This is a genomic window from Streptomyces cinnamoneus (genome assembly GCF_014650495.1).
Taxonomy (GTDB): Bacteria; Actinomycetota; Actinomycetes; order Streptomycetales; family Streptomycetaceae; genus Streptomyces; species Streptomyces cinnamoneus.
This window is the reverse complement of record NZ_BMVB01000009.1, coordinates 160,923-186,626: the sequence shown is the minus strand read 5'-3', so window position 1 is coordinate 186,626 and position 25,704 is coordinate 160,923. Positions and strand designations below refer to the sequence as shown.

The following is a 25,704-nucleotide window of genomic DNA, read 5'->3' as shown; positions in this document are numbered from 1 at the left end:
GCAAGACCCCCGTTCACCTCCCATTCCTCCCCGGCGCGAGGGGGCGCATCCGCGATGGAGCTCAACCGGTCCGCCCACGTCGACACCTTCGCGCGCGACCACCTGCCGGCCGCCGGCCAGTGGCCGGATCTCCGCTTCGACCTCCCGGGCTCCCCGGGCCTGCACTACCCCGGCCGGCTCAACTGCGGTGCGGAGCTGCTGGACGCGACGGTGGAACGGCTGGGGCCGGACCGTCCGGCGGTCCGGGACGGCTCGGCGCGCGTGTGGTCGTACGGCGAACTCAAGGCGCACGTCGACCGGATCGCCCACACCCTCACCACGGACCTGGGCGTCGTCCCGGGCAACCGGGTGCTGCTGCGCGGGCCCACCACGCCCTGGCTGGCGGCCTGTTGGCTCGCGGTGATGAAGGCCGGCGCGGTGGCCGTGACCGTGCTCGCCGCGCAGCGCCCGCAGGAGCTGGCCACCGTCTGCCGGATCGCGCAGGTGCGGCACGCACTGTGCGACACCCGATCGGCCGACGACCTGATCAAGGCGGCGGTGCCACACTTACTGATGACGCTCTACGGCGGCAGCGCGCCCGACGACCTGCTGCGGCGTGCGGCCAAAAAACCCACATCCTATGCCGCGTTGGACACCTCCGCCGACGACGTCGCGCTCATCGCCTTCACCTCCGGCACCACCGGCCGCCCCAAGGGATGCCTCCACTTCCACCGCGACGTGCTCGCCGTGGCCGACACCTTCTCGGCCCACGTCCTGCGCCCGCACCCCGACGACCTCTTCGCCGGCACCCCGCCGCTCGGCTTCACCTTCGGCCTGGGCGGCCTGCTCGTCTTCCCCCTGCGCGCGGGCGCCTCGACCCTGCTGGCCGACCGCTGCGGCCCCGAACAGCTGCTGGAGCGCATCCAACGCCACCGCGTCACCGTGCTGTTCACCGCCCCGACCGCCTACCGGGCCATGCTGGGTGCGCTCGGCGCGTACGACGTCTCGTCGCTGCGCAGATGCGTCTCGGCAGGCGAGCACCTGCCCGCCGGCCTGTGGCACGACTGGCGCCGCGCCACCGGACTGCGGGTCATCAACGGCATAGGCGCCACCGAAATGCTGCACATCTTCATCTCCGCGGCCGACGGCCGCATCCGCCCCGGCACGACCGGACTGCCCGTCCCCGGCTACGAGGCCCGCGTCCTGGGCACCGACGGACGGCCCGCACCCGACGGCGAGCCGGGGCTGCTGGCCGTGCGCGGGCCCACCGGCTGCCGCTACCTCTCCGACGACCGCCAGCGCGCGTACGTCCGCGACGGCTGGAACCTCACCGGCGACACCTATATCCGTGACCCCGACGGCCACTTCCGCTACGTCGCCCGCGCCGACGACATGATCATCTCGGCCGGCTGCAACATCGCCGGTCCCGAGGTCGAGGAGGCCCTGCTGCGCCACCCCGACGTCCTCGAAGCGGCCGTCGTCGGCCGTCCGGACGAGCGCCGCGGGCAGGTCGTCGTCGCCCATGTGGTGCTGCGGGAGGGTGTGCCGCGCACCGACGAAACGGCGTTGGTTCTCCGGGAGTTCACCAAAAAGGAGATCGTGCCGTACAAGTGCCCTCGCGAGATCGTGTTCCACGAGGCCCTTCCCCGCACGCCCACCGGCAAACTGCAGCGATTCCGGCTGCGCGCGGGCGCTTTACAGTTTCCCCGTGACTGACCAGCAACCGCTCCACACCCCCCGGTCCCTCATCGTCACCTTCTACGGCGCGTACGGACGCGGTTGCGTCGACGCCCCCGCCGGCCCGGTACCGATCGCGGCGCTGATCAGACTGCTGGGCGCGGTGGGCGTGGACTCGCCGTCCGTGCGGTCCGCCGTCTCCCGGCTCAAGCGGCGCGGCCTGCTGGTCGCGGGCCGCACGCCCGACGGCGCCGCGGGCTACGGGCTCTCGGACGCCGCCCGGCAGCTGCTGGAGGACGGCGACCGGCGCATCTACGGCCGTCCCTCGGCCCGCCCCGGCCACGGCTGGCTGCTGGCCGTCTTCTCGGTCCCGGAACAGGAGCGGCACAAGCGGCACCTGCTGCGCTCCCGGCTGGCGCGGCTGGGCTTCGGCACGGCGGCGCCGGGCGTGTGGGTGGCCCCCGCCCATGTGCACGAGGAGACGCGGCACACCCTGCAGCGCCTCGGTCTGGCCGACTACGTCGACCTCTTCCGGGGCAGCCACCTGGGCTTCGAGCCGACGGCGGAGGCGGTGGCCCGCTGGTGGGACCTGGACGCGCTGGCCCGGCAGCACCGCGCGTTCCTGGAGGCCCACGAACCGGTGCTGCGGCGGTGGGCCCGCCGCAAGCCGGTGCCGCCGGAGGCGGCCTACCGCGACTACCTCCTCGCACTGGACTCCTGGCGCCGCCTGCCGTACGCGGATCCGGGCCTGCCCGCGGCCCTGCTGCCGGCGGACTGGCCCGGGGGGCGGGCGGCCCGCGTCTTCGGCGCCCTGCACACGCGGCTGCGCGACGCCGGAGGGCAGTTCGTGGCGGCGGGGCTGGCCTAGGCGGTACGGATCCTGGCCGTACAGATCCTGGCCGTACAGGTCCTGGCCGGGCGGGGCCGCGCCGTACGGCGGTCTCAGCTCCCGCGGCCCGTCGGGGGTTTGCGGCTGCCCGCGCGGTACGGCACGGGCCAGGGGGCGCCCGGTCCCGCGTAGTCCTGCTCGGCGGCCGCGTGGAGGGTCCACGCCGGGTCGTACAGATGGGGCCGGCCCAGCGCGCAGAGGTCGGCGCGGCCCGCCAGGATCAGGGAGTTCACGTCGTCCCACGACGAAATGGCCCCCACGGCGATCACCGGCACCCCGGCCTCCTGCCGGATGCGGTCGGCGAACGGCGTCTGGTACGAGCGCCCGTACGCCGGCCGTTCCTCCGGCACGACCTGCCCGGTCGAGACGTCGACGGCATCGGCCCCGTGCTCGGCGAAGGCCCGCGCGATGGCGACGGCGTCGTCGCCCGTCGTGCCGCCCGGCGCCCAGTCGGTGGCGGAGATCCGTACCGTCATCGGCCGCTCCGCGGGCCACACGGCCCGCACGGCGTCGAAGACCTCCAGCGGATAGGCCAGCCGGCCGCGCAGGCCGCCGCCGTAGGCGTCGTCGCGGTGGTTGGTGAGCGGGGAGAGGAAGCTGGAGAGCAGGTACCCGTGGGCGCAGTGCAGTTCGAGGAGGTCGAAGCCGGCGCGGGCGGCGGACGCGGCGGAGCGGACGAACTGCTCGCGGATCGCCCGCAGCTCGTCGGCGAGCAGGGCGTGCGGGATCTGGTTGACGCCGGGGCGGTAGGGCAGCGCGGAGGGCGCGACGAGCGGCCAGTTGCCGTCGGGGAGGGGCTGGTCGATGCCTTCCCACATCAGGCGGGTGGAGCCCTTGCGGCCGGAGTGGCCGAGCTGCACACCGATGGCGGTGCCGGGCGCCCGGTCGTGGACGAAGCCGGTGATCCGGCGCCAGGCCCGTTCGTGAGCGGGTGCGTACAGGCCCGCGCAGCCGGGGGTGATCCGCCCCTGTTCGCTGACGCAGACCATCTCCGTCATCACCAGGCCCGCTCCGCCCAGGGCGCGCGCGCCGAGGTGGACGAGGTGGAAGTCGCCGGGCGTGCCGTCGGTGGCGGAGTACATGTCCATCGGGGAGACGACGACGCGGTTGCGCAGGGTCAGGCCGCGCAGCCGGAAGGGGGTGAACATCGGTGGGGTGCCGGGCGGGATGCCGGCCTCGCGCTCGACGGCCGCCACGAAGCCGGCATCGCGCAGGCGGAGGTTGTCGTGGGTGACGCGGCGGCTGCGGGTGAGAAGGTCGAAGGCGAAGCGGTGCGGAGGTCCCCCGGTGTGGAGGGCGAGCTCCTCGAACCACTCCAGGCTGGCGCGGGCGGCGCGCTGGGTGGACTCGACGACCGGTCGCCGTTCGGCCTCGTACGCGGCCAGGGCCTCCGGCACCGTGGCGGCGTCCCGGACGTGGCCGGCCAGCGCCAGGGCGTCCTCGACGGCGAGCTTGGTGCCGGAGCCGATGGAGAAGTGCGCGGTGTGGGCGGCGTCGCCGAGCAGGACCGTGGGGCCGTGGGACCAACAGGCGTTGACGACGGTGCGGAAGGCGGTCCAGGCGGAGCGGTTGGACCGCAGGGGCCGGCCGCCGAGGAGGCCCGCGAAGTACGCGCCGCACCGCTCGGCGGACTCCTGCTCGTCGCAGCGGTCGAGGCCGGCCCGCCGCCAGACCTCCTCGCGCATCTCGACGATGACGGTGCTGGCGCCGGGGGCGAAGGGGTAGGCGTGCAGCTGCATGACGCCGTGCTCGGTCTCGGCGGTCTCGAAGCGGAAGGCGTCGAGGGCGAAATCGGCGGCGAGCCAGATGTAGCGGCAGCGGTGTGTGGTGAGGGTGGGGCCGAAGAGGTCGCGGTGGGTGTCGCGGGTGCGGCTGTGGACGCCGTCGGCGGCGATGACGAGGTCGTGGGAGCGGGCCAGGTCGGGGACGGCCGGCGCTTCGGTGCCGAACTTCAGGGCGACGCCGAGCGAGCGGCAGCGTGCCTGCAGGATCGCCAGGAGCCGGTGGCGGCCGAGGGCGGCGAAGCCGTGGCCGCCGGAGCGCAGCACCCTGCCGCGGTGGACCACGTCGATGTCGTCCCAGTGCACGAACTCGCGGCGGAGCGCCGCGTACACCTCGGGGTCGGCGTGCTCGATGCCGCCGAGGGTCTCGGCGGAGAGGACGACGCCGAAGCCGAAGGTGTCGTCGGGGGCGTTGCGTTCCCACAGGGTGACGTCGCGGCTCGGGGCGTGGCGCTTGAGGAGGGCGGCGGCGTAGAGCCCGCCGGGGCCGCCGCCGATGACCGCGACCCGTGCGGCCGCCGTCATCGTCCCTGCCACGCGGGGGGCCGCTTCTCGGTGAAGGCGGCGTGGAACTCGGCGTAGTCGGCGCTGTTCATGAGCAGGGCCTGGGTGGCGGCGTCCAGTTCGACGGCGGCGGCGAGCGGCATGTCGAGCTCGGCGGTGAGCAGGGCCTTGGTCTGGGCGTGGGCGAGGGCGGGGCCCTCGGCGAGGCGGCGGGCGAGGTCCTGGGCGGCGGCCGGCGCCTCGCCCTCGGGGGCCGACCGGCTGATGAGGCCGATGCGGGCGGCCTCGTCGGCGTGGACGGGTTCGCCGAGCATCAGCAGGCGGGTGGCGTGGCCGAGACCGACGACGCGGGGCAGGAGGTAGGCGGCGCCCATGTCGCCGCCGGAGAGCCCGACCCTGGTGAAGAGGAAGGCGAAGCGGGCGGTCGGGTCGGCGACGCGGAAGTCGGCGGCGAGGGCGAGGACGGCGCCGGCGCCCGCCGCGACCCCGTGCACGGCGGCGACCACGGGGAAGGGGCACTCGCGCAGGGCCCGGACGACCTGGCCGGTCATGCGGTTGAAGTCGAGGAGGCGGCGGGTGTCCATGGCCAGGGTGGCGCCGATGATGTCGTCGACGTCGCCGCCGGAGCAGAAGCCCCGCCCCTCGCCGCCGAGCACCAGGGCACGTACGGAGCCGTCGCGGGCGAGCTCGGGGAGGAGGTCGCGCAGGTCGGCGTAGGCGCCGAAGGTGAGGGCGTTGAGCCTGTCGGGGCGGGCGAGGGTGACGGTGGCGACGCCGGCGTCGAGGGTCAGGCGCAGGTGCCGCCATTCCTCGGTGCGGGACGCGGAGCCGGTGAACGGACTCATGGAGCACGGCCTCCTTCAGCCGGGAGGGGCTGGTGCCTGCCCGGTGAAGCTATCACCGCTATGTGACCGTCGTCACGAGTGCGCGATAGGACCGCGGGCCCTGCCGGACACGGGTGCGGCGGGCGTGGTGCGTGGTGCGGTGCGACGGCGTTCCGCGCCGTGGGAGGGGGCCGCGCCGTGGGCGGGGTGGGGGCCGGGATGCGGCCCCCACCCGGGTCAGCGGGCCAGCGTGGCCACCAGCACCGCCTTGATGGTGTGCATCCGGTTCTCGGCCTCGTCGAAGACGACGGAGTGCACCGACTCGAAGACCTCGTCGGTGACCTCCAGCGCCGTCATGCCGTGGCGCTCGTAGATCTCGCGGCCGACGGTGGTGCCCAGGTCGTGGAAGGCCGGCAGGCAGTGCAGGAACTTCACGGCCGGGTTCCCGGTCGCGCGCAGGACCTCCATGGTGACGGTGTACGGGGCGAGCAGGGCGATGCGGGCGTCCCAGACCTCCTTGGGCTCGCCCATCGACACCCATACGTCGGTGGCGATGAAGTCGGCGCCGCGCACGCCCTCGGCGATGTCCGCGGTGAGGGTGATGCGCGCCCCGCTGGACTCGGCCAGCCGCCGGGCCCGGGCGATGACCTCGGGGGCCGGCCAGAGCTCCTCGGGGGCGACGATGCGCACGTCCATGCCCAGCAGGGCACCGGTGACGAGGTAGGAGTTGCCCATGTTGTACCGGGCGTCGCCGAGGTAGGCGTAGGCGACGTGCTCCAGCGGCTTGGCCGTGTGCTCGGTCATGGTGAGCACGTCGGCCAGCATCTGGGTGGGGTGCCACTCGTCGGTGAGGCCGTTGTAGACCGGCACGTCGGCGTACGCGGCCAGCTCCTCGACGATGTACTGGCCGTGACCGCGGTACTGAATGGCGTCGAACATCCGGCCGAGCACCCGCGCGGTGTCCCGGACGGACTCCTTGTGGCCGATCTGCGAACCGTTCGGGTCGAGGTAGGTCGTACGGGCCCCCTGGTCCGCGGCGGCGACCTCGAAGGCGCAGCGGGTGCGGGTGGAGGTCTTCTCGAAGAGGAGCGCGATATTGCGACCCTGCAGGCAGGGCTGCTCGGTGCCCGCCCGCTTGGCGGCCTTGAGCTCGGCAGCCAGCTCGATCAGGCTGTGGAACTCCTCGGCGGTGAGGTCCGTCTCCTTGAGGAAGTGACGGCCCTTGAGGTCTGTCGCCATGGGATGGGCTCCTAGGTCATCAACAGTGCGCTGTGCACGCGCATGCACGCCAAAAACGAAAGTCTATACGACCACTCGCATCATTATGCAGATGGGTCCGGTGGCTCAGGCACCCGGGACCGGGTCCCGCTCGACCGGACAGCTCATGCAGCGCGGACCGCCGCGGCCCCGGCCCAGTTCGCTGCCGGGGATGGTGATGACCTCGATCCCGTGTTTGCGCAGGAAGGTGTTGGTCGTCGCGTTCCGTTCGTAGGCAACCACCACCCCGGGCTCTATGGCCAGCACGTTGCAGCCGTCGTCCCATTGTTCGCGCTCGGCGGCGTGGACGTCCTGCCGGGCGGTGAGGACCCGGATGGAGTCCAGGCCGAGGGCGGCCGCTATCGCCCGGTGCATGTGCTCCGGCGGGTGGTCGGTGACCTTCAGCTCGCGCTCGCCGACGCCCGGCTCGATGGTGTACGAACGGAGCATGCCGAGCCCCGCGTACTGGGTGAAGGTGTCGCCGTCGACCATGGTCATGACGGTGTCCAAGTGCATGAACGCGCGCGTCTTGGGCATGTCCAGCGCCACGATCGTGCGGGCCGAGCCCGCCGCGAACAGGCCGCGGGCCAGCATCTCCACCGCCTGCGGGGTGGTCCGCTCGCTCATGCCGATCAGCACCGCGCCCTCGCCGATGACGAGCACGTCGCCGCCCTCGATCGTGGAGGGGTAGGCCGACTGGCCGTCGCACCAGATGTGGAAGCCGCCCTGGGCGAAGAGGGGGTGGTGGCGGTAGACGGCCTCGTAGTGCATGGTCTCGTGCCACCGCGCGGGCCACCGCATGGCGTTGACGGACACGCCGTCGTAGATCCAGGCCGAGGTGTCGCGGGTGAAGAGGTGGTTGGGCAGCGGGTTGAGCAGGAAGTCGTCCATGTCCATGACGTGGAAGCGGACGGAGACCGGCTCGGAGTGCCGCGCCAGGAACTCCCGCTTGGTCATCCCCCCGACGAGCCACGAGGCCAGCTCGCCCACCGGCATTCCGTCGAACGCGGCCCGCAGGTGATCGGTGGCGAGGGGGCCGTACTCCTTCTCGTCGAAGACCCGGTCGAGGACGAGCGCCCGCGCGGCCGGCACCCGCAGGCTCTCCTCCAGCAGGTCCTGGAAGAGGTGCACCTCCACGCCGCGCTCGCGCAGCACGTCGGCGAAGCCGTCGTGCTCGGCGCGGGCGCGGCGCACCCAGAGCACGTCGTCGAAGAGGAGAGCGTCTTTGTTGGACGGCGTGAGCCGCTTCAGCTCCAGGTCGGGGCGGTGCAGGATGACACGACGCAGCCGCCCGGCCTCGGAATCGACATGGAATCCCATCCCCCCATCCTGACCTGAACCCGCCGTGATCACTCGGCACCGGCCGCACGGAACGGGTGCCTGGGGCGGCGGCGGGGGGCGGTGCGGGGCGGTGTGGGGCGGTGGGGGGCGTACCGCCGGGGCGGCGCTGGGCCTGGGCGGGGCCAGGCCGGGGCGGAGCCCAGGGTCGGCGCTGGGCCTTGGCGGCGCTGGGCCGGAGCCGGACCGGGCCGGAGCCGGGCCTGGGGCCGGGCCGAGGGCCGGAGCCAGGCTTGGCCGACGCTGGGCCGGGGCGGCGCTGGGGCGGGCCGGAGCCGGGCCTGGGCAGAGCCGGGCCGGAGCGGAGCCGAGGGCCGGAGCCGGGCTTGGCCGACGCTGGGGCGGGGCGGCGCTGGGGCGGAGCCGGGCCTGGGCGGAGCCGGGCCCGGCCGGAGCTGGGCCTGGGCGGAGCCGGGCCTGGGCGGAGCCGGGCCTGGCCGGAGCCGGGCCTGGCCGGAGCCGGGCCTGGCCGGAGCCGGGCCTGGGCGGAGCCGGGGCGGCTCTGGGACGGGGCCGGGGCGGCTCTGGGACGGGGCCGCGTCGAGGGCCGGGGCCGCGCCGCACCCGCGCGCCAGGGCCGGGCGCTAGGGACGGGCCGGGGGCCGCTCCGCGCTCGGCCCGGGCCGAGGTCCGCCCTGAGGGCGGACCTCGGCCGGGGTGGTTGCCCCGGCCGAGGAGCGAGCCGTGGCCGGCAGCCGGAGGAGGGCCGCCTACAGGCGGGGGTCCACTGGTTCGGATTCCAGGGCCAGGACCGCGAAGACCGCCTCATGGATCCGCCACAGGGGCTCGCCCGCCGCCAGGCGGTCCAGGGCCTCCAGGCCGAGCGCGTACTCGCGCAGGGCCAGGGAGCGCTTGTGGCCGAGGTGGCGTATGCGCAGCCGGGACAGGTTCTCCGGGCGGGTGTAGTCCGGCCCGTAGATGATGCGCAGGTACTCCCGGCCCCGGCACTTGATGCCGGGCTGGACGAGCCTGCCGTCCGCGCCCCGGACATGGGCCCCGAGCGGCTTGACGACCATGCCCTCGCCACCGGCCGCGGTCAGCTCCAGCCACCACCGCGTGCCCTCGGCCACGGACGCCTCGTCCCCGGTGTCGACCAGCAGTCGGCGGGTGGGAGCGAGCACCCCGGCGCCGTCCGACTCGACGATCCGGTCGATCAGCGCCAGCTGCTCGTCGTGCGGCAGCGCGGCGAGGCTGCGCCCCTGGGCGGCCAGGATCTGGAACGGCGCCAGGCGGATGCCCTCCAGCGCGTCTTCCCCGCTGCCACCCACCGGCCAGCAGTAGCGCCCGTACGCCTGTGTGAAGGCCGCGGCGTCCTCGGCACGCTCACGCTGGCGGTCGAGCAGGGCCGAGACGTCCACGCCACGGGCCGCGGCCGCCTCCAGCGCGGCGAGCGCGCCGGGGAAGGCCGTACGGGCGGCGGCCCCCACGGCCGCGTACTGGTGACGGAGCAGACCGGTCGCCTTCAGCGACCACGGCATCAGCTCCGCGTCCAGCAGCAGCCAGTCCGTGTCCAGCTCCTCCCACAGGCCGGCACCGCCGACGGCCTCGCCCAGCCGGCCCAGCAAGCGCCCCGCCAGACCGGCGTCGTCGAAGAACGGCCGCCCCGTACGGGTGAACACCGCCCCGGGAAGCCCCTCGGCCGCACCGAAGCGTTCGCGCGCCGTCTCCTCGTCGCGGCAGACCAGCACCACCGCGCGGGAGCCCATGTGCTTCTCCTCGCAGATCACCTGCCGCACCCCCTCCGCGCGGTACGCGGCGAACGCCTCGGCCGGGTGCTCCAGGTAACCCTCCTCCTTCGACGTGGCGCAGGGGGCCATGGTCGGCGGCAGGTAGACGAGCTGCCGGGGGTCGACGGCGAAGCGGCTCATGACCTCCAGGGCCGCCGCGGCGTTCTCCTCCTTCACCGCCACCCGGCCCAGGTGCCGGGTCTCCACGACGCGGCGCCCGGTGACGTCGGCGAGGTCGAGCGGGCGGCCGTCCGCCCCGCCGGGCGCCTCGGTCGCCAGCGGCTTCACCGGCTCGTACCAGACCTGCTCGGCCGGTACGTCCACGAGCTCGCGCTCGGGCCAGCGCAGCGCCGTCAGCTTGCCGCCGAAGACGGCGCCGGTGTCCAGGCAGATGGTGTTGTTGAGCCAGGTGGCCGATGGCGTGGGGGTGTGGCCGTACACGACGGCTGCGCGGCCCCGGTAGTCCTCCGCCCAGGGGTAGCGCACGGGCAGCCCGAACTCGTCCGTCTCGCCGGTGGTGTCGCCGTACAGGGCGTGCGAGCGGACGCGCCCGGAGGTGCGGCCGTGGTACTTCTCGGGCAGCCCGGCGTGGCACACGACGAGCTGCCCGCCGTCGAGGACGTAGTGGCTGACGAGCGAGTCGATGAAGGCCCGCACCTGCTCGCGGAACTCCGGCTCGCGCTCGGCCTCGCGCTCCAGCTGCCCGGCCGTCTCGGCCAGACCGTGCGAGAGCTTGACCTGCCGACCGTCCAGGAACCGGCCCAGCTTGTTCTCGTGATTGCCCGGGACGCACAGGGCGTGCCCGGCGGCGACCATGCCCATGACCAGGCGCAGCACGCCGGGGCTGTCGGGGCCGCGGTCGACGAGGTCGCCGACGAAGACGGCGGTGCGCCCCTCGGGGTGCACGGCGTCCACCGGGCGACCGGACCCGTCACGGACGAGGCCGTAGCCCAGGGCGGTGAGCAGGCTCTCCAGCTCGGAGCGGCAGCCGTGGACGTCACCGACGATGTCGAAGGGCCCCGTCAGGTGCCGCAGGTCGTTGAACCGGCGCTCCCGGACCACCTCGGCCGCCGCGACCTTCTCCACGCCGCGCAGCACGTGCACCTTGCGGAATCCCTCGCGTTCCAAGTGCTTGAGGGAACGGCGCAGCTCGCGCTGGTGGCGCTGGATGACGCGACGGGCGACGCCGGCCCTGTCGGGGCGGGCGGCGTTGCGTTCGGCGCAGACGTCCTCGGGGATGTCGAGGACGATCGCTACGGGCAGCACGTCGTGCTCGCGCGCCAGCCGTACGAGCTGCTTGCGGGTCTCGGGCTGCACGTTGGTCGCGTCGACCACCGTCAGCCGGCCGGCCGCGAGCCGCTTGCCGACGATGTAGTGCAGGACGTCGAAGGCGTCCTTGCTGGCGCTCTGGTCGTTCTCGTCGTCGCTGACGAGCCCGCGGCAGAAGTCGGACGAGATGGTCTCGGTCGGCTTGAAGTGGCGTGCGGCGAAGGTGGACTTGCCGGAGCCGGTGGCACCGACGAGGACCACGAGGGACAGGTCGGGGACGGTGACGGTCGTGCTCGTCGTGGTCATACGGCTTCCGCCTCCTTCGGGGTCTCGTGGGTACGGGTCGTGTTGCGCTGATCGTGCTTGTAGTGCCGGTCGTGCTTGTGGTGCCGGTCGTGCTCGTTGCGCTTGGCGTGCCCGCTTCCCTCGGCGGGCGCCTCGTGCTGGTCGTGCCGGTGGAACACAGCCATCTGGGTCGGCGGCCCCACCTCGGGGTCGTCGGGGCCCACCGGTATGAACTCCACTGCGTAGCCGTGCCGCTCGGCGACCTTCGCGGCCCAGTCGCGGAACTCCTCGCGGGTCCACTCGAAGCGGTGGTCCGCATGGCGCACGTGGCCGGCCGGGAGGGTCTCCCAGCGGACGTTGTACTCCACGTTCGGGGTGGTCACCACGACCGTGGCCGGGCGGGCGGCGCCGAAGACCGCGTACTCCAGGGCGGGCAGCCGGGGCAGGTCGAGGTGCTCGACGACCTCGCTGAGCACGGCCGCGTCGTACCCGGCCAGCCGCCGGTCGGTGTAGGCGAGCGAGCCCTGCATCAGGGCGACGCGGGCCGCCTGCCGCTCCGGCATCCGGTCCAGGCGCAGCCGCCGCGAGGCTTCCTTCAGCGCGCGGACGGAGACGTCCACGCCGACGATCTCGGTGAAGCGCACGTCCTTGAGCAGCTCCCCCACCAGCTGGCCCTGCCCGCATCCGAGGTCGAGCACCCGCGCCGCTCCGGCCGTGCGCAGGGCGTCGACGATCGCCGCGCGTCGCTGCACGGCCAGGGGGACGGGCCGCTCCTCGGTGTCCTCCTTCTCGTCGACCGCGTTGTCGAGCTCCTCCGCCTCGGAGTCGTCGGCCTCGGCGAGCCGGGCCAGGGCGAGGCGTTCGAGTGCGTCCCGGGTCAGGGACCAGCGACCGGCGAGGTAGCGGCTGGTGATCAGGCGCTGTTCGGGGTGGCCCTCCAGCCATCCCTCGCCGTGGCGCAGCAGCTTGTCGACCTCGTCGGGCGTCACCCAGTAGTGCTTGCCGTCGTCGAGGACGGGCAGCAGCACGTACAGGTGACGCAGGGCGTCGGACAGCCGTAGCTCGCCCTCCAGCACCAGCGAGACGTACCGCGATGCGCCCCACTCGGGGAACCGCTCGTCCAGCTCCACCGGCCGGGCCGTCACCGTCCAGCCCAACGGTGCGAAGAGCCGCTCCACCAGCGCGGCGCCCCCGCGGGCCGGGAGGACGGGCACCTCGATGCGCAAGGGCAGCTCCTGCCCCGGCAGTTCGGGGCGGGCCGCGCACTGTCCCTTGACGGCGCTGGAGAAGACGCTGCCGATGGCCACGGCCAGCAGCGAGGAGGCCGCGTAGGGGCGATCGTTGACGTACTGGGCCAACGCCGCATCCGGCGCGCCGCCCCTCCCCTTGTCCTTGCCACGCCGGACCAGCGCCACCATGTCGACCTCAAGGAGCAGCGCCGCCGTGCAGCGCTCCGCGCTCGCCTCGGGGTAGAGGACATGCGCGGTGCCATGGGAAGTGGAGAACTGCTGCGCCTTGTCGGGATGTTTGTGCAGCAGAAAGCCGAGGTCGGTAGCGGGACGTCCGGGGGTGCCGGAGGCACTGATTGTCAGGAACACACGAGCGATTGTCCCCTGGCCTCTCCGAAGAGACGACCTATTTTCTCCCGCATGTACGCGCCCCGGAAAGGGGCGGGCCGTTTCCTCGGGCCGTAATTGCGTGATCAGCCGATCCCGGGCCTGCCCGCGGGCTACAGTGCTGCGCCCGCCCGTCCCGCCGTCGCCGGAGCCCTCATGCCCGTAACCTCGCAGGACCCACCGCACCCCTACGCGACAACGGTGTCGCGGCCGCGGCGTTGGTGGCAGCATCCGGCGCTGTGCATCACGCTGCTCGTATTCTTCCCGCCGGCAGGCATTCTGCTGGCGTGGCTGGGCCGTTGGTCCACGCGTAAAAAGATCGTCGCCAGTGTGGTGTCCGGCCTCTGGTTTCTGTTGCTCCTCATGTCCGATCCTCCGGACGAGAAAAAGGCGCATCGCACGGAATCGAAGCCGGCAGCGGTGGAAAAGGCCACACCGTCCGCCACCCCCACCACCGCATCGCCCTCTCCGTCGCCGAGCCCCGGTCCGCAGATGCCGGGCGTGGTGAACTCCACCTACGGCGAGGCGTCGAAGGCCATCGCAAGACTGCTCCCCGGCGGCGTCACCGCCTACAGCGCCTACCGGGATGTGGAACTCCCGGGGGACCACGACACCTGGACCGTCTGCTTCCAGGGCCCGGCCGCCGGTGCCCGGCTCCTGCCCGCGCAGGACAGGCCGGAACTGCACCTGGTCGCCCCGGGTACGGCCTGCCCCGGCAGCCGGAACGCCACGCTGCACCCCACGCCCACCGCAGCCCCCACCCCGGCCCGCCAGGCGGACCCGAGTGACAACCGTCCGAGGGACAACCACCCGAGGGACAACCACCCGACGGACGACCACCCGACGGACGACCGCCCGACGGACGACCGCCCGACGGACAACGACACCTCCGGATCCCACTCCGGATCCCAGGGCGGCGGCGGAGGCACCACCGTGCGCGGTGGCTCCTTCTGTTCTCCCCAGGGGGCCACCGGGGTCACCGTGAAGGGCACCCCCATGGTCTGCGGCCCCGGCTCCGACGGCCGCAACCGCTGGCACGCCGGCTAGTGGCCCCACGCGGGGGTGCTCAGCCCTCGGCCTCCACCAGTGCCGCCAGCTCCGCGATCCGCTCCGGGCCCACGCGGCAGCAGCCGCCGATGAGGCGGGCGCCCGCGGACCGCCAGGCGCCGAGCCGGGTGGCGTCGAACGTGGAGCGTCCCCGCCAGTCGCGTGCTTGCGCATCCCATCCCTCCCCGCTGTTCGGGTAGACCACCACCGGCTTGCCCGTCACCCGGGCCGCCACCTCCACGGCCCGGTCCGCGTCGGCGGGCTCGCAGCAATTGACCCCGACCGCGACGACCTGGTCGTTGTCCGCGGCCACCGCGAACGCCTCGGGCAGCGGCTGGCCGGCGCGCGTGCCGGTGCCGCTCACGCTGTACGAGAGCCAGACCGGCACCCCGCAGCCGCGCACCGCCCGGAGCAGGGCCCGGGCCTCGTCCGTGTCGGGAACGGTCTCCAGGGCCAGCGCATCCGGGCCGGCCGCCGCCAGGGCCTCGATCCGCGGGCGGTGAAATCGCTCCAGCTCCGCCACGGTCAGGCCGTAGCGGCCCCGGTATTCGCTTCCGTCGGCGAGCATCGCCCCGTACGGGCCGACGGACGCCGCGACCCACACCTCCCGCTCGGCCCGACCGGCGGCCCGGCGCGCCAGCTCCACGCTGCGCCGCAATAGCGCGGTCGCCTGCTCCCGGCCCGTGCCGCGCCGGGCAAAGCCCTCGAAGGTGGCCTGGTAGCTGGCGGTGATGAGCACCCGGGCGCCGGCCCGGACATACGCCGTGTGGGCCGCCTCGATCTGTTCGGGTGCGTCAGCGAGCAGCCGCGCCGACCACAGCTCGTCGGACAGGTCACAGCCCTGGGCCACCAGCTGGTTGGACAGTCCACCGTCCAGGACGAGCGGCCCGCGCGCGAGCGCGTCGGCGAGAGGGGTGGTGGGCGGGGACATCACAGGGGCTCCTCCAGCACTCCGATGCCGCGCCGGCCGCGGCCCGGGCCCCCATCCTGCACTCTCGAACACCCGTCAACCCGCCACCCTCCACACCGCCCGACTCACTCCGGCCGGGTGAAATCACCCGGGCGCGGCCGGCCGGCGGAGTATCCGCCAGTGTCCCGGCGCGGCCGGAGATCGTTGGCTCGGGCGGAGCCGGACCGCCCGGCCCGCGCACCGGTGTCCGCTGCCGGGGGCGTCGAACGCAACGCCGCCCTCCCCCCGTGGGAGGGCGAGGGCCGAGGAGGCCACCATGACCCAGGAAGCCGAGCCCGACGAGGCCATGCCCACCCAGGCCGCTTCCCAGCAGCAGGGCGCACCCAAGGGCCTGCTGCAGCAGATGGAGGAGCTGATGGCGGCGCTCAACGCCGATCTGACGCAGCTCGACGCCGACCTTCAGTCGTCGGAGCGGCCGTCCGCGGCCGGGCGGACCGCCGAGCCGACCGTGGACCAGGGCGGCGCCGGCACCGACTGACGACACCCACCGCACCACCGGCGCGGCCGTGCCCGCGCCCGCACTCCACGCCGTTCTCATGCGGCACCTCCCCGCTCCCGCAGGGCGAGCCGTCTCAGCAGCCCGCCGATCCGGTCGGCTGTCTCGTCGGCGGCGTCGATGCCTTCTATGCACTGCCAGTACACGGCGTCCTCCTCGCAGGCGCAGGCGACGCCCACCAGGGCTATGCCCACCTCGCCGAGGAGCTCGCCGAGTCCGGTCAACGCCGCCCAGGGGTCCCGCACTTCGGTGAGCTGCGCGGCCCGTAAGCCTCCGGCGCACAGCGCCGCCCGGCCCAGCGCGCCGGAGGCCCGGCCGCCGGCCTCGCCGAGACCCCGGGCCGCGGCCCGCGCCTCGAAGGGCCCGTGGACCGCGAGATGACTGCCGACAGCCTCCGCCAGCGCCTGCGCCTGCCACGCCTCGACGACCACGTCCCGCACCGTCCTGGCCTGCGCCAAAGCGCGTCTCGTGGCCTCGATCAGCCGCGCTGCCTCCATGACCGTCCCCCATGCTTTTCCGTCCGCCCGCTCTCACTACCCAGAGTGATGACTAACCGCCGGAAAAGGAAGGGGAATTCAGAAATCTGTGGACACAAAGTGCGGTGTGGATAACCCCATCACTCCGGAGAGTGACCAACCCCCTCGCCCCCGCCCTCTCCGGCAGTCCGGCCCGGCGCCGGAAATCGCCGCTCATTTCGGTCGATCTTCGCCGACAGCGCCGCCAGCACGTCGATCCCCAGCACCTCGCAGAACTGCAGCAGGTAGGCCAGGACGTCGGCGACCTCGTCCTCCACGCGCACCGCGGTCGCCGGGGTCTCCATCACCCGCGCGGACTGCTCGGGCGTGAGCCACTGGAAGATCTCCACCAGTTCGGACGCCTCGACGCTCAGTGCCGAGGCCAGGTTCTTGGGCGTGTGGAACGGCTGCCAGTCGCGCTCCGCCGCGAACGCGGCCAGCCGGCGCTGCAGTGCGTCGAGGTCGGGGGTCTTCCCGGGGTGTTCGGTCACGCCCCCAGGTCTACCATCGACGCTCCCGCCACCTCTTCCGCCGCATGCGCCACCGCTCCCCGCACCGTCCCCACCAGTCTGATGTGCCCCCGCTCGCACATCCGCGCCGCCAGCCCCAGCAGTTCACGGGCCTGCCGCGGGTCGAGACAGCGGTCCAGGCCGTCCGCCAGGACCGTCAGCACCTGCCGGGCCGGCAGCACCTCGGCCGCCTGGTCCATCGCCAGCACCCCCGGCCCCGTCAGCAGCACCAGACACAGCGCCAGATAGCGCAGCTCCCCGTCGCCCAGGTGCTCCAAGGGCGTCGCCGACCCCGCCTGCCGCGCCAGCACCGCCCGGACGAAGCCGCCCTCCAGGCCCTGGACCGACACCCCGTCGACCCGCCCCCGGCATCCGGCGCCCGCCGCCGTGACCAGCGCCGCGTGGCGCGTGACGCACTCGCTGCGGGTGCGGCCGAGCACCGCGGCAACGTTGTCGCACGCCCCGCGCAGCAGCCCGTCGCGCGCGGCGACGGGGGCGCGCATCAGCTCGGGCCGCGGGTCGCAGGGGAACACCGAGCGCAGCGCCACCACAACCTGCTCGGCCGCGTCCAGCACGATCCGCTGCCCGGCCGTCTTGCCCGCCACCCGCAGCGGCAGCAGCGCGGTGCCCAGCCGGTCGTCGGGCAGCGGGGCCCGGGTCACGGGCACGGAGCCCGCCGTGTGCCAGGCCGCCTCCACCCTGGGCAGCCCCGGGTCGCGCAGGGCGGTGGAGAGCAGCGTGCGCCCCGAACCCGTCAGCCGTTCGCCGACCACCCGTAGTTCCGGCTCCGCCTGCACGGCCACGTCGAGGCGGACCGGCCCTGCCGGGCCCTCCACGGTGCAACCGATGCGGAAGCCGCGCCGCCCTTGCTCGTCGGGCCTGGCCTGCTGCGGCACGCAGGCGGTGGCGCCGCCGGCCACGGGGGCGAACGCCTCGTCGAGGGTGTCGCCCCCGGCGAGCCGGGCGAGGGCCTCGTACGCCTGGAGGGCGCTGGACTTGCCGCTGCCGCTCGGCCCTCGGAACAGGGTCAGCGGGCCGAGCGGGTAGACGGCGTTGCGGTGCGACTTGAAGGCGGAGAGCCGCAGTTCGGTCACGGCGGGGCGCTGAAGCTGGGTGGCTGCGTCCATGCCCGGACCGTATGTGCCGACCCCTCAGCCAAACCGTTTCAGCTGATCATTCTTCCTACGATCGGGGTACGACGAGGCCACCTCCGTCCCTTCGGGCGCGAGCAGAAAGACATTCGTGTCGACCCGGTGCATACCGCTGCCCAGCCCGAAGACGACACCACTGGAGAAGTCCAGGATCCGCTTGGCGACGTCGGAGTCGGCGTTGGTGAGATCCAGCAGCACCGGAATCCGGGCGATCAGATACTCGGCGACCTCGCGCGCGTCCGCGAAGACCTGCACGCGCAGCACGACGAGCCGCCGCGTGTTCTCCTCGGGCTCCTCCTCGGGCAGGGCCCGGTGGTCGGGCCATGACGGCCATGTCTGGTGTCCGCGCAGCGGGACGACCTCGGCCAGTCCCTGCCACTGCTCGTCGGTGGCCTCGGACCTGTTCACCGGATCACACCCTTCCGGGGAACGTGCTGGCTATGTACATCCCGCGATTCTAGGGATAAACACCCCCGTTAGGCCCAATGACACGCGCCCGTCCGACCCAATGACATCACCCGGAGGGTGGCTGTACCGGCGCGCCGCTCACGAGGCGGCGGGCGCCGGCGGCCGGTGCTCCGCGGTGTCGGCGAAGGACTGCACGGCGCGTGTCCGCAGCGCCCGGTGGAGCCGCAGCAGGTGCCGGATCTCGCGGTGCACGGTGGACTCGCTGGCCTGCACGTCCGGCAGGAGGTCCTTGTCGAGCTCGTGGTGCAGCTTGGTCGCGCCGGCCAGTGCGTCGCGCCGCGTGGTTTCGATCCAGCACGCCACGGCGACGAGCCGCTCCCCCTCGTCCCGGCCGCCGGCCCCTCCGTGCCGCCCGCCGGCCCCTTCGTCCCGCCCGCCGGCCCCTTCGTCCCGCCCGCCGGCCCCTTCGTCCCGCCCGCCGCCCGCGTGTCGCGCCGCCTCCTGCAGCAGCTGCGGCGAGGCCCAGCCGTCGTGCAGGAACGTGATGCTGTCGCGGATGTCGATGACGCGCTGGTGGAGCTGCTCCCAGGGGTTGCTGAAGGTCAGCAGGTCCGAGGTGCGCGAGCGCGGGGTGAGGACGACGAGTTCGGGTGTGGCCTGCCGGAGCAGCATCCACAGGCCGTACAGGCGCTGCCGGCGGTACCAGTACAGGGCCGCCCGCCGCAGCGGTTCGAGCGCCGCGAGCGAACATCCGAGGGCGACGAGGACGAAGCGGGTGAACGAGCACCAGAAGCCGACCAGGGCGAGCGTCGCGGGCGCCTCGGTGAACCACCGGATGGCGCGGATCACCAGGTAGGGCAGCTCGGCAGTGGTGCCGACGGCGAGCGCCAGCATGCTCAGCCGCAGGACGGGGCTGCGCATGGTGATGCCGTGCCGCCAGAACAGGGCGCCCGCGCCCACCGCCGTGACCAGGCCGAAGGTGATCCAGGCGACGGCGTACCCGGCCCACCAGCCGTGGGCCTGCGCCCCGAAGCGGTCGGGCGCCGGGGTGACGACGAAGAAGGCCACGGCGAGCGCCGCCATGGTGGCCGCGCTGACGGCCGGTGCGCGGCGCAGCCACGCGGGGGTGGCGTGGCCGGCGCGGTGCAGTGCCACGGCGAACCACCAGACGGCGGCGAAGTCGGTGAGCGCCACCAGGGCGACGGCCAGTTCGCCGGCCTTGGCCACGCCGGTGGTGCTGTCGAGCCACTTGCCCACCGGGGCCTGGATCATCAGCGAGCCGGTGGCCAGCACCAGGAGCACGATCCAGACCGGGCGTTGGGGGGCGCGCCAGAGCGCGGATATGCGGAGGACCAGAACGGCCCAGACGATGAAGAGTATGAGCCCGCGCAGGGTCTCCACCCAGTCCGGCACATTATGCAAAGCCGGCTCCGAGCAGTTGTTCCGCCCGCCGCTCCACCGCGCTGACGCCCGTCGGCCGCAGCTGGCCCGCCCGCTTCAGGACCATGGTGGAGAACGTCTCGGCGAGCTCCTCCTCGGCGTTGCTGCACGCCTTGCCGCCCGCCGTCTGCCCGGCCTGTCCGTCACCGGCCGCGCGCTCCGCCTGCGACTCGTCGAGCAGCTCTTCGGGCGACTTTCCGTGCCCGGCCAGCATGTGGCAGATCTCGTGCAGGACGATGTGGTCGCGGTAGTAACCGGTGGCGGAGGAACGGTAGATGATGCGGTCCCCGGACCCGTCGTCGAACCACAGCCCGAAGGGCATGGCCGGAAGGTCCATCGGATGCAGGGTCAGGGGGCGGCCCCGCTGCTGGGACAACGCGCGGCACAGCGCTTCGATGTCCCACGGGCGGGGAAGTTCGGGGAGTTGTGTGACGAGCTCTTCGGCGACGGCCCGCACATGCTTACCAGTCATGGGCTTACCTCTTCCTTGGGTGGGCGGGCATCGCCGACTCATCTCTCTCCGATGGGGTTGCACGAAACGTCCTGGCTGACGCCAAAAATCATCCCCCGACGCGTTCGTGTCCCACCCGGTGACTCCCCCAAGTCCCCCCGCCTGTCCGATCAGCTGTTCAACTGTACATCCCGGTGGACACTTGGGGAATGATCTGATAGCCGTCGGTGGTTCCGGCAGGTCCCCGGCGGCGTCAACGCCCCCGAGCCACCCCCGACCCCTTTGGAGCGACGTCCGTGGACGATCCCCGTTCGGCCGTCCGAGCCGCGCGCCTGTTCGACGGAAGCACCCTGCACACCGGCCCGGTCATGGTCCTGGTCGACGACGGCCGCATCACCGGCGTCGACCTCACCGGCGCCCTTCCCCCGGAAGGGGTGGCGCTCACGGACCTGGGCGACGTCACGCTGCTCCCGGGGCTGATCGACGCGCACAGCCATCTCGTCTTCGACCCGGGCGGCCCCACCGAGCACCAGATGGTGCACGACGAGGACGAAGTCGTGCTGGCCCGGATGCGCGAGCACGCCACGCGCGCGTTGCGGGCCGGCATCACGACCGTTCGCGACCTCGGCGACCGGGGTTACCTGTCCCTGCGGTTGCGCGACGAGTACGCCGCCGGTGCCCCGGGCCCGCAGATCGTCGCCGCCGGTCCGCCCATCACCCGCAGCGAGGGGCACTGCTGGTACCTCGGCGGCGAGGCCGACGACAGCAAGCAGGCGGTGGCCGCCGTCGCCGCGCGGGCGGAGCGCGGCGTCGACCTCGTGAAGATCATGGCGACCGGAGGCATGTCCACGCGCGGCTCGAACCCCGGCGGCGCGCAGTACAGCCCTGCGGAGCTGCAGGCCGTGACGCGCGCCGCGCACGAACGGGGCCTGCCCGTCACGGCGCACGCGCACGCGGCGGCGGGCATAGCCGACGCCGTCGCCGCCGGGGTGGACGGCATCGAGCACTGCACGTTCATGACGCCGTCCGGGGTGCGGCGCGACGAGAAGACGGTGGAGGCCATGGCGGCCGCCGGCACGTTCGTCGGCTGCACGGTCGTCAGGCCGCGCGAGGGCATGCCCGCCGAAGTGCTGGCGACCATCGAGCCGTACTGGGAGAACCAGGCGTACATGCACCGCAACGGCGTGCGCGTCGTCTGCTGCACCGATGCGGGCATCAACCCGCACAAGCCGCACGACGTGCTCCCCAGCGACCTCGTCTACTTCGCCTCACAGGTCGCCACGAACACCGAGACGCTCGTGTCGGCCACCTCGCTCGCCGCGGAAGCCTGCGGCCTGGGGCACCGCAAGGGCCGCATCGCACCGGGCTACGACGCCGACCTGCTGGCCGTGGCCGGCAACCCCGTCCACGACATCAGGGCCATAGGCCGGGTCCGTGCGGTCCTCCGCGCGGGCCGTCCCGTCCCGCACGGGACGGCCACCACCGGCTGAGCCCGCCGCCGCCACGGCGCCTGTGGTACCGGATGACTCCGGTACCACAGGCGCCGTGGCCAACACGGTGGCCGCGTTCGTCTCGTCCGTACGGACGGGCGAGGGGCCGGCGTACGACCGCCTGACGCCGTTGCGCCAGGCGGAGCTGCTCGGCGCCGTGCGGCGGGCCGCGGCGTAGGCGCGCGGCACCGGGCGGCCGGCTTCACGCGGCCGCCCGGTGCCGGGTGGCCGCTCAGGCGGCCGGGCCGTCCGCGGTCTCCTGCACGGCGTAGGCGGAGGTCAGCAGTTCGGTGGCGCTGTCGAGGAGCGCCAGGCGCTTGTCCTCGGCGGCGCCGTCGATGTATTCGAGCGCGAACGTACCGAAGTGCAGGGTCAGCAGTGCGCTCACGCAGCGCACCTGGGCGGCCATGGGCGCGTCCGCGTCCTTGAGCAGGGCGGCCAGGGCCGTGGTGCGGTCGGTGAATTCCTGGCCCACGGTCAGTTCGCTGAGCGTCGCGATGTTCTGCTGCATGATGCGGAACAGGGGCGCGGCGTTGTCGAAGATCACGCTGTAGCGGGCGAGGAGCTCGCGCTTGGACTCCAGGGTCCGGGGCTGCTCGCGGCCCCAGGCGATGAGGGCGTCGAGCTCGCGGCCGACGTCGCCGAGGAGGCCGACGAGGATGTCCTCCTTGGTCTTGAAGTGGTAGTAGACCGCCGGCTTGGAGATGCCCAGTTCGTCGGCCACCTCGCGGAGCGAGGTCTTCTCGTAGCCGCGCTCCAGGAAGAAGCCCAGCGCCACGTCCTGGATCCGCTGCCGGGTGTTGCCACCCCTGCGCGCCTGCGGTGCCCCGTTCATCGCTTCGCTCTCCTTCGCTCGCCCTAGGTCCAAGGGCCCAGTCTCTTTTACTTGGCGACAAGTAAGCATGCTTCCTACTCTCTCCCAGTGTACGCAACTGACCTGGTGACAAGTAAGTAGGCGGCCCGGGAGCGGGACCCGTCTGCGGAGGGAAGTGGGGGCAATGTCGCAGGACACCGCCACCGCGGTCGCCGACGAGGGCAAGGTGCCGCAGCCCAGGGGGCTGCTCATCTCGCTCGTCGCACTCGTGATCGCGATGCTGCTGGCCCAGCTGGACAACCTGATCCTCGGGCCCGCGATGCCCACCATCGTGGGCGAGCTCGGCGGCCTCGACCACCTGTCGTGGGTGGTCACCGCCTACGGGCTCACCACCGCCGTCTCCACCCCCCTGTGGGGCAAGCTGGGCGACATGTACGGCCGCAAGGGCGCGTTCATGGCATCGATCGTGCTCTTCCTCGCCGGTTCGGCGCTGGCCGGCCTCTCCCGCGACATGGGCCAGCTGATCGCCTTCCGCGCCCTGCAGGGGCTCGGCGGCGGCGGCCTGATGGTCGGCGCGTTCGCCATCATGGGCACGATCGTCCCGAGCCGGGACCGGGGCAAGTACCAGGGCCTGTTCGCCGGCGCCATGGGCCTCGCCCAGGTCGGCGGCTCACCGGTCGGCGGCCTGATCACCGACTCGCTCGGCTGGCGCTGGGCCTTCTACATCAACCTGCCGCTGGGCGCGGCCGCCCTCGTCCTGTGCGTCACGGTCCTGCACCTGCCCAGGAAGCGGAACAAGGCCCGCGTCGACTACGCGGGGGCGGCCCTGCTGACGGTGTTCATCTCCTCGGTGCTGCTCTTCACCGGCTGGGGCGGCCAGCAGTACGCCTGGGGCTCGGCCCCCGTCGTCGGGACGATCGCACTGGCGGTGGTCTCGGGCGCCCTCTTCCTGTGGGCGGAGCGGAAGGCCGAGGCGCCGATCATCCCGCTGCAGGTCTTCCGCAACGTGAACTTCTCGCTGGGCACCCTGATGGGCTTCCTGGTCGGCCTCGTGATGATGGGCGCACTGACCTACCTCCCGCTCTTCCAGCAGGTCGCGCAGGGCGCCTCGGCCACCAATTCGGGACTGCTCTTGCTGCCGGTCTTCGGCGCCATGATGGCCGTCAACGTCATCGCGGGCCAGGTCGTCAGCAAGACCGGCAAGTACAAGCTGTTCATGATCGCCGGCGGCATCCTGATCCCGGTGGGCTTCCTGCTGATGTCCCGGATGGACGCCGGCACCTCCCGGGTGGTCTCCGCCCTGGGCATGGCGGTCTTCGGCGCCGGCATGGGCTTCCTGATGCAGACGACCATGCTGATCTCGCTGGACGCCGTCCAGCTCAAGGACCTCGGCGTCGCCTCCTCCACCGCCACCCTGGCCCGCACCATCGGCGGATCCGTGGGCGCCGCCGTCATGGGCGCGGTCTTCACCCAGCGCATGACCTCCTCCCTGGAAGCGGACGGCGGGGCGCCCGGCGCCGGCTCCGCCCACCTGGACGCGGGCACCCTGACCCGCCTGCCGGACGCGGTACGCGAGGTCTACGAACACGCGGTCACCAGCGGCATGCACCTCGTCCTCCTCGTCGGCGCCGGAATCTCCGTCGTGACGGCGGTGGCCACCTGGTTCGTCCGGGAGGTCCCGCTGCGCGGATCGGTGCCGAAGCCGGAGAAGAAGGCCCCGACCGACGGGCCGGTGGCCGCCTCCTCCCCCTGAACCGCCCCCTCCCCCAGGGGCGAAGCGGTGCGGCCCCGGCCCCCACGGGGCCGCACCGGACCCACTCCCACAGCACCCCCGCCCCCTTTCTTTTTTCCTTTCGATGACCTCGGATGACCTCGGATGAGCAAGGAGAACGACATGTCCGACAGCACCCTGCGCCTGGCCGTCATACTCGGCAGCAACCGTGAGGGGCGCTTCGGCCCCACGGTGGCCGACTGGTTCGTGGGCCGGACCGAGGAGCGGCAGGACCTGGAGGTCGACCTGATCGACCTGGCCGAGGTGGAGCTGGGATCCGCGGCCCCGACCATGAACCCGTCGCCCGAGGTGCTCTCGGTCCTCAAGGACCTGACACCCCGCCTGGAGGCCGCCGACGCCTTCGTGGTGATCACGCCGGAGTACAACCACAGCTACCCGGCCGTCCTGAAGACCGCGATCGACTGGCACAACCAGCAGTTCCACGCCAAGCCGGTGGCGTTCGTGTCCTACGGCGGCCTCTCCGGCGGCCTGCGGGCGGTGGAGCACCTGCGCGTGGTCTTCGCCGAGCTGCACGCGGTGACGACCCGCGACACCGTCAGCTTCCACACGGCCTGGGAGCAGTTCGGCCCCGACGGACTGCCCAAGGACCCGACGGGCCCGAACGCGGCCGCCAAGACCCTCCTCGACCAGGTCACCTGGTGGGCACGGGCGCTGAAGGACGCCAAGGCGAAGAGCCCGTACGGCTCCTGAGGCGGCGCTTTTGGATGCTCCGGCCCAGGAGCCGGAGCATCCGGTACCGCGCCGGGCGGCGCACCCCGTTCGATGTGAGCCAGGATGAACCGGCAAGTGCACATCGAACCAGTTTCAGTTGCGCCCGATATCTGGCAAAGTGTGGGTGGCCCCACAGCCTGTCGGCGGTCGAGCGGGCGCATTCACTGGTGCCACGTAAAAGGGGGGCAGCAGCCCATGAACGGCGAGAAGGACGACGATGTCCGGCGCCCACTGACGGTGGCCGAGAAACTCGACCACCTGCTCACCTTGCGCGCCGAGCTGAGCGAGGACGGCAAGCCCTCCTACAAGGCGCTCGCGGCGGCCATCGCCGCCCAGTCGGGAGAGACGTTCTCCGGTCCGTACCTGTGGCAGCTGCACCGCGGCGAGCGGACCAACCCCACCTTGCGCCATCTCTGCGCCCTGGCGAAGTACTTCGAGGTCCCCGTCTCGTACTTCACCGATGACGACGTCGCCCGGAAGATGATCAACGAGGAGCTCCTGGCCAGCCGGGAGCTGGACCGGTCGATGGCCGAGGCGGGGGTGAGCGCCCTCTTCCTCCGGGGCAACCTCGCGGCCCTGTCGCCGGAGGGCAAGCGGATGGCGGCGGACATGATCCGGCAGCTCCGCGATCTGGAGCGGGGTGCGAGGCAGCCTCCGTCCTCGTCCCCCGCATGAACCCCGGTGGCACGATCGGTGGTGGCATGATGCGACGTGGGTACGAGGTCATGTGCCCTCCTGTCCCGACGAGTCACGGAGAGCGGACC

At 73.0% G+C, this 25,704-nt stretch carries 23 protein-coding genes; 9 read left to right on the top strand and 14 right to left on the bottom strand.

The genetic code is table 11. The features are described 5' to 3' along the window. The first annotated feature begins 54 nt into the window (after positions 1-54). Together IE182_RS16120 and IE182_RS16115 are read left to right on the top strand one after the other, a co-directional pair. Positions 55-1,695, top strand: a complete 1,641-nt coding sequence (locus IE182_RS16120) for an AMP-binding protein (protein WP_190110501.1) — start codon at positions 55-57, stop codon at positions 1,693-1,695. Further along, positions 1,688-2,524 carry a PaaX family transcriptional regulator gene (locus tag IE182_RS16115; RefSeq protein ID WP_190110500.1) on the top strand — a complete coding sequence of 279 codons (837 nt, stop codon included), beginning with the start codon at positions 1,688-1,690 and terminating at the stop codon, positions 2,522-2,524. Before IE182_RS16120 ends, IE182_RS16115 begins: the two co-directional genes overlap by 8 nt. 74 nt (positions 2,525-2,598) lie before the next feature. On the opposite strand, the gene IE182_RS16110 is transcribed toward IE182_RS16115, so the two are convergent. From IE182_RS16110 to IE182_RS16085, 6 genes are all read right to left on the bottom strand, one after another. Next, the gene (locus tag IE182_RS16110) at positions 2,599-4,851 is read right to left on the bottom strand and encodes a bifunctional salicylyl-CoA 5-hydroxylase/oxidoreductase (RefSeq protein WP_190110567.1); all 2,253 of its coding nucleotides are present in this window, start codon (positions 4,849-4,851) and stop codon (positions 2,599-2,601) included. Continuing rightward, positions 4,848-5,675: an enoyl-CoA hydratase family protein gene (locus IE182_RS16105; protein WP_190110499.1), complete on the bottom strand. Its 828-nt coding sequence runs from the start codon at positions 5,673-5,675 to the stop codon at positions 4,848-4,850. Before IE182_RS16105 ends, IE182_RS16110 begins: the two co-directional genes overlap by 4 nt. 216 nt (positions 5,676-5,891) lie before the next feature. Next, positions 5,892-6,893: an ornithine carbamoyltransferase gene (gene argF, locus IE182_RS16100; RefSeq protein WP_190110498.1), complete on the bottom strand. Its 1,002-nt coding sequence runs from the start codon at positions 6,891-6,893 to the stop codon at positions 5,892-5,894. Positions 6,894-6,998: 105 nt separating this feature from the next. Beyond that, positions 6,999-8,231 carry an arginine deiminase gene (locus tag IE182_RS16095; RefSeq protein ID WP_190110497.1) on the bottom strand — a complete coding sequence of 411 codons (1,233 nt, stop codon included), beginning with the start codon at positions 8,229-8,231 and terminating at the stop codon, positions 6,999-7,001. A 728-nt stretch (positions 8,232-8,959) separates the two neighbouring features. Further along, positions 8,960-11,551, bottom strand: a complete 2,592-nt coding sequence (locus IE182_RS16090) for a polynucleotide kinase-phosphatase (protein ID WP_190110496.1) — start codon at positions 11,549-11,551, stop codon at positions 8,960-8,962. Beyond that, complete coding sequence (locus tag IE182_RS16085; protein ID WP_190110495.1) at positions 11,548-13,128, bottom strand: 3' terminal RNA ribose 2'-O-methyltransferase Hen1; 1,581 nt, start codon at positions 13,126-13,128, stop codon at positions 11,548-11,550. Before IE182_RS16085 ends, IE182_RS16090 begins: the two co-directional genes overlap by 4 nt. A gap of 519 nt (positions 13,129-13,647) precedes the next feature. Between IE182_RS16085 and IE182_RS16080 the strand changes: the two genes are divergently transcribed. Then, positions 13,648-14,193, top strand: a complete 546-nt coding sequence (locus tag IE182_RS16080; RefSeq protein WP_190110494.1) for a hypothetical protein — start codon at positions 13,648-13,650, stop codon at positions 14,191-14,193. 19 nt (positions 14,194-14,212) lie between these two features. Here IE182_RS16080 and mmuM read toward each other — a convergent pair whose 3' ends face one another. Next, complete coding sequence (mmuM, locus tag IE182_RS16075) at positions 14,213-15,124, bottom strand: homocysteine S-methyltransferase (RefSeq protein WP_190110493.1); 912 nt, start codon at positions 15,122-15,124, stop codon at positions 14,213-14,215. Positions 15,125-15,419: 295 nt separating this feature from the next. On the opposite strand from mmuM, the gene IE182_RS16070 reads away from it, so the two are divergent. After that, the gene (locus tag IE182_RS16070) at positions 15,420-15,641 is read left to right on the top strand and encodes a hypothetical protein (RefSeq protein WP_190110492.1); all 222 of its coding nucleotides are present in this window, start codon (positions 15,420-15,422) and stop codon (positions 15,639-15,641) included. 56 nt (positions 15,642-15,697) lie between these two features. Here IE182_RS16070 and IE182_RS16065 read toward each other — a convergent pair whose 3' ends face one another. The 6 genes from IE182_RS16065 to IE182_RS16040 form a co-directional block, all read right to left on the bottom strand. Beyond that, the gene (locus IE182_RS16065; RefSeq protein ID WP_190110491.1) at positions 15,698-16,156 is read right to left on the bottom strand and encodes a DUF6099 family protein; all 459 of its coding nucleotides are present in this window, start codon (positions 16,154-16,156) and stop codon (positions 15,698-15,700) included. Between the two features lie 119 nt (positions 16,157-16,275). Beyond that, positions 16,276-16,665, bottom strand: a complete 390-nt coding sequence (locus tag IE182_RS16060) for a nucleotide pyrophosphohydrolase (RefSeq protein ID WP_190110490.1) — start codon at positions 16,663-16,665, stop codon at positions 16,276-16,278. Beyond that, positions 16,662-17,810, bottom strand: coding sequence for an AAA family ATPase (locus IE182_RS16055; protein ID WP_190110489.1), 1,149 nt, complete (start codon positions 17,808-17,810; stop codon positions 16,662-16,664). Before IE182_RS16055 ends, IE182_RS16060 begins: the two co-directional genes overlap by 4 nt. 24 nt (positions 17,811-17,834) lie before the next feature. After that, complete coding sequence (locus IE182_RS16050) at positions 17,835-18,242, bottom strand: cell division protein SepF (protein ID WP_190110488.1); 408 nt, start codon at positions 18,240-18,242, stop codon at positions 17,835-17,837. A 138-nt stretch (positions 18,243-18,380) separates the two neighbouring features. Beyond that, complete coding sequence (locus tag IE182_RS16045; RefSeq protein ID WP_308432116.1) at positions 18,381-19,655, bottom strand: DUF6545 domain-containing protein; 1,275 nt, start codon at positions 19,653-19,655, stop codon at positions 18,381-18,383. A 1-nt stretch (position 19,656) separates the two neighbouring features. After that, positions 19,657-20,154, bottom strand: a complete 498-nt coding sequence (locus IE182_RS16040; protein WP_190110486.1) for a hypothetical protein — start codon at positions 20,152-20,154, stop codon at positions 19,657-19,659. 275 nt (positions 20,155-20,429) lie between these two features. Here IE182_RS16040 and IE182_RS16035 point away from each other — a divergent pair, with 275 nt between their 5' ends. Together IE182_RS16035 and IE182_RS32455 are read left to right on the top strand one after the other, a co-directional pair. Then, a complete protein-coding gene (locus tag IE182_RS16035; protein WP_229844855.1) occupies positions 20,430-21,623 on the top strand; it encodes an amidohydrolase family protein in 1,194 nt (397 codons plus the stop codon). 55 nt (positions 21,624-21,678) lie between these two features. After that, the gene (locus IE182_RS32455; RefSeq protein ID WP_268249617.1) at positions 21,679-21,801 is read left to right on the top strand and encodes a hypothetical protein; all 123 of its coding nucleotides are present in this window, start codon (positions 21,679-21,681) and stop codon (positions 21,799-21,801) included. 54 nt (positions 21,802-21,855) lie between these two features. On the opposite strand, the gene IE182_RS16030 is transcribed toward IE182_RS32455, so the two are convergent. Beyond that, on the bottom strand, positions 21,856-22,458 hold the full coding sequence (locus IE182_RS16030; protein ID WP_190110485.1) for a TetR/AcrR family transcriptional regulator: 603 nt from the start codon (positions 22,456-22,458) through the stop codon (positions 21,856-21,858). A 163-nt stretch (positions 22,459-22,621) separates the two neighbouring features. On the opposite strand from IE182_RS16030, the gene IE182_RS16025 reads away from it, so the two are divergent. The 3 genes from IE182_RS16025 to IE182_RS16015 all read left to right on the top strand — a co-directional run bounded on the left by IE182_RS16025 (position 22,622) and on the right by IE182_RS16015 (position 25,615). Then, positions 22,622-24,190: an MDR family MFS transporter gene (locus IE182_RS16025; protein ID WP_190110484.1), complete on the top strand. Its 1,569-nt coding sequence runs from the start codon at positions 22,622-22,624 to the stop codon at positions 24,188-24,190. Between the two features lie 141 nt (positions 24,191-24,331). Further along, positions 24,332-24,919 (top strand): NADPH-dependent FMN reductase, encoded by a 588-nt coding sequence (locus IE182_RS16020; protein ID WP_190110483.1) that lies wholly within the window; start codon positions 24,332-24,334, stop codon positions 24,917-24,919. A 216-nt stretch (positions 24,920-25,135) separates the two neighbouring features. Beyond that, complete coding sequence (locus IE182_RS16015) at positions 25,136-25,615, top strand: XRE family transcriptional regulator (RefSeq protein ID WP_190110482.1); 480 nt, start codon at positions 25,136-25,138, stop codon at positions 25,613-25,615. Positions 25,616-25,704: the final 89 nt, after the last annotated feature.